General features: G+C 59.2%; 6 protein-coding genes. 3 read left to right on the top strand and 3 right to left on the bottom strand.

Going from position 1 to position 8,213, the window contains the following annotated elements; all coding sequences use genetic code 11:
* Positions 1–127 precede the first annotated feature (127 nt).
* A complete protein-coding gene (locus VEH04_08870) occupies positions 128–1,594 on the top strand; it encodes a hypothetical protein (GenBank protein HYG22881.1) in 1,467 nt (488 codons plus the stop codon).
* Positions 1,595–1,659: 65 nt separating this feature from the next.
* Here the strand turns inward: VEH04_08870 and VEH04_08865 are convergent, their stop codons facing one another.
* Positions 1,660–3,753 (bottom strand): zinc-dependent metalloprotease family protein, encoded by a 2,094-nt coding sequence (locus VEH04_08865; GenBank protein HYG22880.1) that lies wholly within the window; start codon positions 3,751–3,753, stop codon positions 1,660–1,662.
* A 232-nt stretch (positions 3,754–3,985) separates the two neighbouring features.
* Between VEH04_08865 and VEH04_08860 the strand changes: the two genes are divergently transcribed.
* Positions 3,986–4,471 carry a pyridoxamine 5'-phosphate oxidase family protein gene (locus tag VEH04_08860; GenBank protein ID HYG22879.1) on the top strand — a complete coding sequence of 162 codons (486 nt, stop codon included), beginning with the start codon at positions 3,986–3,988 and terminating at the stop codon, positions 4,469–4,471.
* Positions 4,472–4,516: 45 nt separating this feature from the next.
* Here the strand turns inward: VEH04_08860 and VEH04_08855 are convergent, their stop codons facing one another.
* Positions 4,517–4,849, bottom strand: a complete 333-nt coding sequence (locus tag VEH04_08855) for a hypothetical protein (GenBank protein HYG22878.1) — start codon at positions 4,847–4,849, stop codon at positions 4,517–4,519.
* A gap of 348 nt (positions 4,850–5,197) precedes the next feature.
* Here VEH04_08855 and VEH04_08850 point away from each other — a divergent pair, with 348 nt between their 5' ends.
* Positions 5,198–7,552 (top strand): ATP-binding protein, encoded by a 2,355-nt coding sequence (locus VEH04_08850; protein HYG22877.1) that lies wholly within the window; start codon positions 5,198–5,200, stop codon positions 7,550–7,552.
* Here the strand turns inward: VEH04_08850 and VEH04_08845 are convergent.
* Entirely contained in the window at positions 7,549–8,097 is a 549-nt protein-coding gene (locus VEH04_08845; GenBank protein HYG22876.1) for a hypothetical protein, read from the bottom strand. The two genes, VEH04_08850 and VEH04_08845, sit on opposite strands and share 4 nt — an antisense overlap.
* Positions 8,098–8,213: the final 116 nt, after the last annotated feature.

The following is an 8,213-nucleotide window of genomic DNA, read 5'->3' as shown; positions in this document are numbered from 1 at the left end:
CTTTCGGCATCCTGTTTGTTGTGTTGTTCAAGGTCGTTCATCTTCGGCCGACCCGCCGCAAGCTGCTGCTTGAGGCGGAGAGCGCGCTGCAACAGCAGCAGCCCGCCAATCCTTTCGCGACGTCGCTATGAACCGCAGCATCCTCATCGTCATTTGCGATTTCCTGCTGATCAGCCTGCTGGCGTTTTCAAGCGTCGATATCAACAAGGTTGCCGAGGAAGGCGCGCAGGCAACAGCCCGGACGGAGACGGCAACCAATCGCGTGGAAGCAAGCGGACGCGGCGATCTCGCGGCGATGATGCAGCTGGCGCTGGATGAGGAGCGTCGGAGCCGCGAGCAGTTGCTGGGCGAACTGGAACGCGTTCGCAGCACGGCGGCCGATCGGGAATCGCAGGCGCGCGCCTTGCAGCAGCGGTTGCAATCGCGCGAGCAGCAGGCCACGGAATTGCAGCAACAGTTGCAGGTGCGCCAGCAGCAGGCGGAACATCTGGCTCAACAGCAGCTCGCACTCGAGCAGCAGTTTTCCGCAGCCCAGACCAATATCCAGAAGTTGAACCAGGAATTGCGCAGCACGTCAGGGGAGGTTTCGCAGACGCGCGAACGCTTGTCGCAGACCGAAGCCGAAGCACGGCGGCAGGCTGAGCAGGCAGCGGCCTTGCAGCGCGCGCTGGCGGAACTGGCCCGCAGCAATCAAATGGTGCTGAACGAACGGCAACAGCTTGCCACCCGCCTGCAAGTTGCCGAGGTGGAACGCCGGCATGCCGCCGAACAAGCTGCTGCAATGCAGGAGCAGGTGAAGGTGGAACGCGAGGAGCGAGCCCGTCTTGCAGAAGGTGTCAAGGTCCTCGCCAACAAATCCACTGAACTCGTGCAGGAGATTCGTGAGAACCGGCCGCTGGCGCCGAATACCATCTTCAATCAGTTTGCGACAAACCGTGTCGAGGCGCGGATCAGCGCCTCCCGTCCCGGCATGCTTGGAACTGAAGCCGTCCGCAATCGGGCGACCACCACAATCCTGGTGACCGATGGAACCAACTCCTACGCTCTATGCCACGTGCAGGACACGCCCATCAACATTGTCAGTCCGGGAACGCAGTGGGAATCGCTCACGGGTGTGCTGAGCCGAAAGGGCGCGCAGGTCCCGATCCGTTCGTTGTCTTTCAACTTTCGCGACCCGCGCATTGTGTGGATTCCGCTGTCGCAGGCGGAGGTTCGCACGCTTGGCAGCAGGCCATTCGTGATGTCGCCCAAGCCTTACAAGTTCCAGGATGCCGTGCTGGTCGGCGCCGAGGAGGGTTACTACGGCGAGTGCCGCTTTCAGATTGACCTGACCACTCCTGATTACGTCCGGCTCGATAACAGTTTCGTTCGCGGCTTGTTCGGCAAATTCAATCCTTCACGCGGTGACCTTGTGTTCAGCAAAACCGGGGAACTGCTGGGCGTGATGGTGAATCCCGACTACTGCCTCGTCGTGCGGGGATTTGATCCTGGCGCGACGTTCCGTTTTGGAAACGACGTTCGAGCGCAGCGCACGGGCGATGTCCTTTCAGCGTTGCATGCGCAACTGACCCAGTTGCCATTGAAGGTCCGATAACGGTTGCGACGGGGCACGGCGGCGTCTCGGCGCGACAAGCTGCATGCCCCGTTTCTGCTACGATTTCAGGGCAGCTTCACTTCGACGCGATAGAATCGTGAACTGCCAATTCCAGCGGTGTTGGTCATGCTGGTGGCTGATGCCGGCACATTTCTCCCGTTCGGCAGGAACGAATAGGGTCCATCAATGGATTCGCTGCTCAACACGTTGTAGGTGCGGCCCAACCTTGGATTCCAATGCACCACATCAATGCCGGGAAACCGATCGATCGTGACCCGCAGTTGGTCTGTTGGATCAGTTGGATCGAGCCCGGCTACATACGATTTCCAGACGGCGATCCCGTTTGCGCCGATGTCATCGACAGCTGCCTCAGGTTGATTGAATCCATGTTCCGCAAGCCACCACACGGGGGTGGGTGAGTTGGTCGTGAGGCGTTCGTGGAAGACCGCCTGGACGGCGGTGCTGTCGGTTACGACAAGCGTGAGTGGATTCTCGGTGCCCACCGCACCGTTGGTCCAGCCGACGAATTCATAAAACGGGGCGGGGATCGCCGCAAGTTGCACCGTCGTGCCAACGACCGCCGTCGCAGTCGCGGGCGTCACGCTTCCCCACTCGGGATTGTTCGGCGTTGCTGTGATCTGCACATTCACAGGCACCAAATCTGGCGATTGGATCGATCCGCTGATGAAGTATTGCCCGATGCTGCCGTACGATGTGTAACCTGAAGGGCTGGCTGTAACGGGAGACCCGATCCCGGCATTTCCCACAACCACAAAATATTTGCCCTGCGGCACAACCGCTTCGATGCGCGCGCTGGTTTGGGAATCGGGATTATTGGTGGCAACCAGTTCATTGAATTCATCGCGCAACTCAATTGATACATCCAGGTTCCCACCGCGCATGCCCGAGGCATTCACCCACGGTTTGACTGTCAAAGTGATTTCACCCGGGCCTGTTGTGAAGGAGAACACGTCCACATCGCCGTTTCCGTGCAGGACGCCTTTGTTGATCGTGCGCATGTTGGTCGGATCCGTCTCGGGCGTGGTCGACGCAATGTTTGTACCGTCGATCTCCAGCGCGCTTGCGGTGGCGAGGCCGTTGCCGTGATCGTCGGGAATGTAGGACAACTTGCTCGCGAGCAACGCAAGATCGTCCTGCGTATTGTTCGCCAGGTAATATTCTCCCTTCGACCACTGGGTGACGTTACGGTTATAGCCAGTTCCCATGATCGGTCCCCACGATGTTTCGCCGCTGCCGTGTCCGCCGTAATAACTCGCGCCGCTGGTCAAGCCATCATGGCTGAGCCCCATGTTATGACCCACTTCATGCGAGGCCGCTTCCGCAATGTGCGCTTCTGAATGGCCGAGGTTGTCATGGTAAACAAACGCGGGGCGGAAAGTGTTATAGTTTCCGGACGCAAAAACGTTCACGTAGGCAATGCCGCCCGCGCCGGCGGAGGGGTTTGCCCCGCCCGTCGCGTCCGAGCTGCGCGTAATCAATGCCATTGCAGTGCGGCTGGTGAACGCGGGGGGACGCTCGGTCGTCACGTCCACGTTGAATGGAGCAAAATCCTCCGACACGCGCTGCCACACTTTTCGAATCGCTGCCTGCTCCGAATCGCTGAAGGTCGAGTAATCGCTGTCGCTGCTGAACGGAAGGGCCTCAATCACCGAACGGCCTGTGGAGCTGTTCCAGGCGGTATTGCTGATCGATTCGCCCGAAAAGTTGAGATAGATCACGTTGGGCGCACCGGGACGGCTGTGCAGCTGAAGGTTCGGCGGAAAAGGCGATACCGGAACTGCTGCTTCCGAAGTGACCGGTTCTGCGGCTTGCAGTGCCGTCGACGCCGCGCCGGGAAAATGATCCACGTAATAGATGGCGCCTTCTGCATCCGCGTGCAGTGAATCCACATCGGCCTCGGTGAAATGAAAGTTTCGCAGCCAGCCAAGCGCCCGCGCGCGGGCCTGTGGCGGGAGACGGTTCAATCTTTCCTGCAGGCGTCCGCGCGGGAGTTCTCGCACCTGCGACAGGGCGCCTGGACGGAATTCCCGCGGCGCTGCCCAGCCCTCGGGCGAGGCCTGGATGAAAATAAAGAGTGACCAAAACGCCAGGAATGCACTCCTCGACGCCAATGAAATTCCGCGATACCGACACATCATACTTACGCTGCTTGTGACTCTTGCTTCGCACCTGCCGTCATGGCCGATGAACTTCTTTGCCAAATACAAAGAGCACCAGACTACCACAGTTAGCGCATCTTTCCACCGGCATATGCCCATTGACAAAAGCAATTATCCTGCTCAGTCGCTGCGTCCCCCGAAAGTGACCCATTGACCGGGGGAGAGGCATGGCGGAGCGTGGAGGGTAACCGGAGGATTTATGGACAATGACGTGAATAAGTTTCGTGAACTTTTGGCCGGGTTTGACAGCGCATTGCTCGTGACGCGGGGCGACGGGATGCCTTTCAACGCGCGGCCGATGGCGCTCGCGCGAGTGGAATCGAATTGCGACGTGTGGTTCTTTACGGGGCGCCACAGCGCCAAGGTGCATGAAATTGAAAATGACCAGCGGGTTTTGATTGTTTGCCAGAATGAGATGAGCCGCTACCTCGTGCTGCACGCAACAGCCAGGTTGATCTTCGATCGCAATAAAGCCGCGGAACTATGGAAGGAATCGTATCGCACCTGGTTTCCCGGGGGCGTGCAGGATCCCGAGCTGGTGTTGATTCACGCTGAGGCAGAATCAGGCGAGTACTGGGATACCGGCGGATTCCAAAGCGTGAAGTATCTCTTTGAGGCCGCAAAAGCTTATGCCCGGGGAACCCGCCCGCACGTCCAGGAGGGAGAACAGCACGGGGTCGTCAACTTCCCTGAATAAAAAAGCCGGGCAGGATGACTGCCCGGCTGTGTTGAACCTGCCCAATTACCAGCGTCCGCGTTCCCGATAAACATACCGGCCATGGCCGTGCCCGTGCCCGTGGCCCCCGTGTTCCTTATAACGGTATTTCCCGTGGCTGTGGCCGTGCCGGTGGTGCACTCGTCCGTGATAGCCACCGTGCCAATGGGGCGCCACGACGACGGGCGTCCATGCCGGCGGAGCAACCACCACGGGCGGCGGGCAGTATACAGGAGCCGGGTGACTCACGATAACGCGCGGCGGAGGCGGAAATCCGATTCCGATGTTGAGGTGAACGCCAGCCTGACTAACCGCCACCCCAGCGGTGAGAAGACCTGCAATCAGAATTAGTTTTTTCATACGCAAGATCAGACGGGTGTCCCGAAGGCTGCTTCAAGCGTTTGAAAATTTTTTGAAATTTTCCTGCTGAATACGCGATGCCCTTCTCGCGTCGGAGCCGCGTTTTGAATTCAGGCCTGCCCGCCGGCTGTTCAGATCCACGCTGGAATTGGGAGCGTCCAATTCCCGGCCTGTGTGTCTCGTCGGAAGACATTCGCGCGGTGCACCGCGTGGCGCTCCCGCAAATGGATATGCATCGCACAGCCTGCCGGGCACTTGAACGAAGCGGAGCCTGAATGCGGTCGATGGCAGCAAACTCGCTCAATGGCCTCCGTACACGTGCGTTGTAAACAGTTTACGAGATTGACTATGGGTCCATCGGGTCTTCGCTTCCGCCTTGCCGGGACAATCCTGGTTGCAATTGTTCCGCCGCTCGCGGCGTTGTCCATTACGGGAACAACATGGCTGGCATGGAGCACCGCCGTTCTGGCCGCCATTGCGACGGCCTGGGGCATTCATCATTTTCTGCTGCGCGACCTGCGCCTGCTCATGGGCACTGCGGAGCGGTTGCGCAGCGGCGATTTGTCGGCGCGCACATCGCTCGTCGCGCGGTGCGACGAAGTCGCGGCGCTCGCGGAGGAATTCAATCGCATGGCGGCGTCCCTCGAGCAGCGCACCCGCGAGCTCGAAAAAGAAACACAGCGGTCCCTCGATCGTGCACTGCAGCAGGCAGCTGTCGCCGCCATCGGCCAATGCGCCCTGACGTCTTCAGACATCAACATTCTTTTGACCCAGGCAGCGAACCTGGTTTCGCAGACTCTGGAAGTGCCCTTCTGTCGAATTCTCGAACGTTTGCCGAACGGCAATTCAATGCTCCTGCGCGCGGGCACCGGCTGGAGAAAGGGAATTGTCGGAATTGCATTGATCGATGGCGACCCGCGTTCCCAGGCAGGGTTCACGCTGGAATCAGGAGAACCCGTTGTGATCTCGGACGTGCGCCGTGAATTCCGATTCAGCAACGATCCCATGCTGGGCGAACACCGCGTGGTGAGCGGGGCGTCCGTGGCCATTGCGAGCCGCGGCCAGACTTATGGTGTGCTGGCCATCTACACAGTGTTTCGCCGCGAGTTCACCAATGACGAAGTCCAGTTCCTGCTCGCAACCGCCAACGTGCTGGCCGCTGCGATGGAACATTCCCGGTCCACCGTCGAGCTGCACAAGGTCGCTGACTTCGCGCGCCTGAATCCCAATCCTGCCCTGGAACTTGATCACGAGGGAGCCATCACTTACAGCAACGATGCAGCATTGCAACTTGCGCAATCAGCCGGCAAAGAGGCACCTGCCGCGTTGCTTCCAGCCGAGCTGAAAGCCGAAGTGAAATCCTGCCTCGCCACGGGGGACACCCTCTTGAATCGCGAATTCCGCGTCGACAACCATGTCCTTTCGGTTTCGCTCCACCCGCTGCCCGGAACCCGTGTGGTGCATTGCTACATCAGCAACATCACCGATCGCCTGAATCTTGAGGAGCAGTTGCGGCAGTCGCAGAAAATGGAATCGGTCGGCCAGCTCGCCGCGGGGGTGGCGCACGACTTCAATAACATGTTGACCGTGATCCAAGGCCATGCGGGAATCCTGATGACGCGTTCGGCTCTCGCGCCTGAACTGCGTGATTCCGTCCAATCTGTTTCGTTTGCAGCCGAACGGGCGGCGAGCCTCACCCGCCAGCTGCTCATGTTCAGTCGCAAGAGCGTCATTCAACCGAGATTTCTTGATGTCAGGGAGATCATCACCGCGATGGTGAAGCTCTTGAAACGGTTGCTCGGGGAATCCATCTCGCTCGAATTCGAACCGCCGGAGAAGCTGTTCATGGTACATGCGGATCCCGCCATGCTCGAACAAGTCATCATGAACCTCGCGGTCAATGCACGTGACGCGATGGCGATGGGCGGAACACTCAGGATTTCAGTCGCGAATGCAAAAATTGAATCGGAGTATGTCGCCACGCATCCCGATGCCCATGAAGGGGATTTCGTGCGGGTGACGGTGAGCGACAGCGGTCACGGCATGAAGCCTGAGACGATGGCGCGCATCTTTGAGCCGTTCTTCACCACCAAGCCGCCGGGAAAGGGAACGGGCTTGGGCCTCGCCACGGTCTACGGCGTGGTCAAGCAGCACCGCGGCTGGATTGAAGTCACCAGCGACTATGGCAACGGAACAACGTTCGTGTTGCATTTTCCCGCAGATTCCAAGGCGCCATCTGCTCAAGCAGGGCGCGCACTGGCCGCCCCGGAAGCGACAGGCGGAAGCGAAACCATCCTGCTGGTCGAAGATGAACCCTCAGTGCTCGCGCTTGGACGCATGATCCTGCAGGACTGCGGATACAAGGTCATCGAAGCGGCGTCAGGCCTGGATGCGCTGGAAGTCTGGAACCAGTTCGAAGGAAAGATCGACCTCCTATTGACCGACATGATCATGCCGCATGGTATTTGCGGATTGGACCTTGCCGAACAACTGGCCGCGGCCAATCCGGATCTGAGAATCCTCTTCACAAGCGGATATTGTGTGGATCAATTCGACACCGAAATGTTCCAGCACGATGCCGCGCTGTTCCTGCAGAAGCCCTATACGCGATCAACCCTGGCCCGCGCGGTGAGAAACCGGCTGGACCAGGGTGGAACTCTGTTTCAGGTGGCCGAAGCCACCGAGTTGATCGGCCGCGGCTAATCCGTGGCTGGCAGCTGCCGGACGGAGTTGAATCGCACGCGGCAGAGCCGCACGCCGTTGGTGCCGTCCGCCGGAAGTTCAAAGGTAATGTCACCGCCCAGCAGAACACGCCCGTTGCGGGTTACCTTGCGTGTCACCAGGCCTTCGCCGACGTGGTCATTACCGCCCACCGTGAACACACGCACAAGCTTCCGAACTTCTGATCCGCTATTGTTCGCGAGTGTCGTTGGGAACAACAAACGCAACTTCTGGCAAAGCACCTGGTCATTGCCACGCTGCACCACTTCGATGATGTCGCCGTTGAAATCCGCTCCGGCGTGATAAACGAGCATGGTGCGGATGCGATTCGTGATCCCAAGGTCGACGATGCATTCGCGTTTGTACGTGTTGTGCGTGACGATCTGGCGGACCATATTTCCGGCGTCGTTCGTGGTCCAGTACGCTCCCCGCAATTCAATCTCAAAGCGTTCCTGCTGCGCCTGCGCCGCAAGCCCGGTAGCTATCAATGCGATAAGTGCTGCTGCAAGTTGTTTTAGAGAGTTCATGGCAGCGAGTCTGAGTAGCGCCGACAGATTAAGAAATGGGGACTTCCCCCCTTTTCGACTGCAGGAAGATTTGTGGAGCACGGCATTCCTGCCCTTTGGCGCGCGCACTGGCGAAT

It is taken from the genome of Verrucomicrobiia bacterium (assembly GCA_035629175.1).
In the GTDB taxonomy this organism is placed as follows: domain Bacteria; phylum Verrucomicrobiota; class Verrucomicrobiia; order Limisphaerales; family DASXHY01; genus DASXHY01.
Note: the sequence above shows the minus strand (reverse complement) of the source record. Positions and strands in the feature narration are given on the sequence as shown.

Excerpts from the sequence above, each read along its gene's own strand:
- VEH04_08855 (HYG22878.1), bottom strand. The coding sequence starts at position 4,849 with ATGAAAAAACTAATTCTGATTGCAGGTCTTCTCACCGCTGGGGTGGCG.
- VEH04_08845 (HYG22876.1), bottom strand. The coding sequence starts at position 8,097 with ATGAACTCTCTAAAACAACTTGCAGCAGCACTTATCGCATTGATAGCT.
- VEH04_08870 (HYG22881.1), top strand. The coding sequence starts at position 128 with ATGAACCGCAGCATCCTCATCGTCATTTGCGATTTCCTGCTGATCAGC.
- VEH04_08865 (HYG22880.1), bottom strand. The coding sequence starts at position 3,753 with ATGATGTGTCGGTATCGCGGAATTTCATTGGCGTCGAGGAGTGCATTC.
- VEH04_08850 (HYG22877.1), top strand. The coding sequence starts at position 5,198 with ATGGGTCCATCGGGTCTTCGCTTCCGCCTTGCCGGGACAATCCTGGTT.